Genomic DNA, 766 nt, shown 5'->3' on the forward strand with positions numbered 1-766 from the left:
CGTGCCGCAGCCGGCGAAGATGCCGCCGAGACCGTTCTCCTCGGTGCCGGAGGAGTCCACGAAGTTGAAGTAGAGCGGGTTGATCGACCCGGTGCCCTTCACCACCTCAACCGTCACGTCGGCCACCTCAGCCCCTCTGGATGAGGTATTCAGTTGTGCGGTGGAGTCTACGGGCGTCCGGCCGGTCAGCGGGACCGACGTCCCAGGGTGTGAGCTGTCCCGCACCTCCGCCAGGCGCCGGCAGGGCCGGGGCGCCCCGGTTGTCCCGGGACGTCCCGATCCTGCCGGCGGTCGGGCGACCGACCGGTCAGGAAGGTCGGATCAACCGACCTTCCAGGAGCCCCGGGCGTTGCCGCCGAGCAGTTCCGCGTAGACGATCTTCCCCTTGGCCGACTTCACGTCGAAGACCACGGTGCCGCTGCGCTTCGTACCGGCCGCCAGGTCGACACCACTGGACAGCGCCGTGCCGCAGCCGGCGAAGATGCCGCCGAGACCGTTCTCCTCGGTGCCGGAGGAGTCCACGAAGTTGAAGTAGAGCGGGTTGATCGACCCGGTGCCCTTCACCACCTCAACCGTCACGTCGGCCACCAGGTAGGTGCCGTTGTCCGGCTCCGGCGCGTACGACCGGCAACCGGTCTTGCGGGTGGTCACCTTCTGCACGGTCACCCGCAGTTCGTCCCCGTCCGAGCTGGTCAGGATCAGGGTGTCCCCGATCGCCATGTTCTCGGTCTCGTCGTCGGTCGCCGGGGGCGGGGTGTCGGTGCCC

General features: G+C 68.8%; 1 protein-coding gene. It reads right to left on the reverse strand.

Annotation, left to right across the window (positions count from 1 at the left end):
• Positions 1-321: 321 nt before the first annotated feature.
• Positions 322-766: DUF4352 domain-containing protein (locus tag GSF22_RS34015; RefSeq protein WP_208817976.1), on the reverse strand; the 445-nt coding region annotated here is incomplete at its 5' end.

Source organism: Micromonospora echinofusca, assembly GCF_017614955.1.
Lineage (GTDB): Bacteria > Actinomycetota > Actinomycetes > Mycobacteriales > Micromonosporaceae > Micromonospora > Micromonospora echinofusca_A.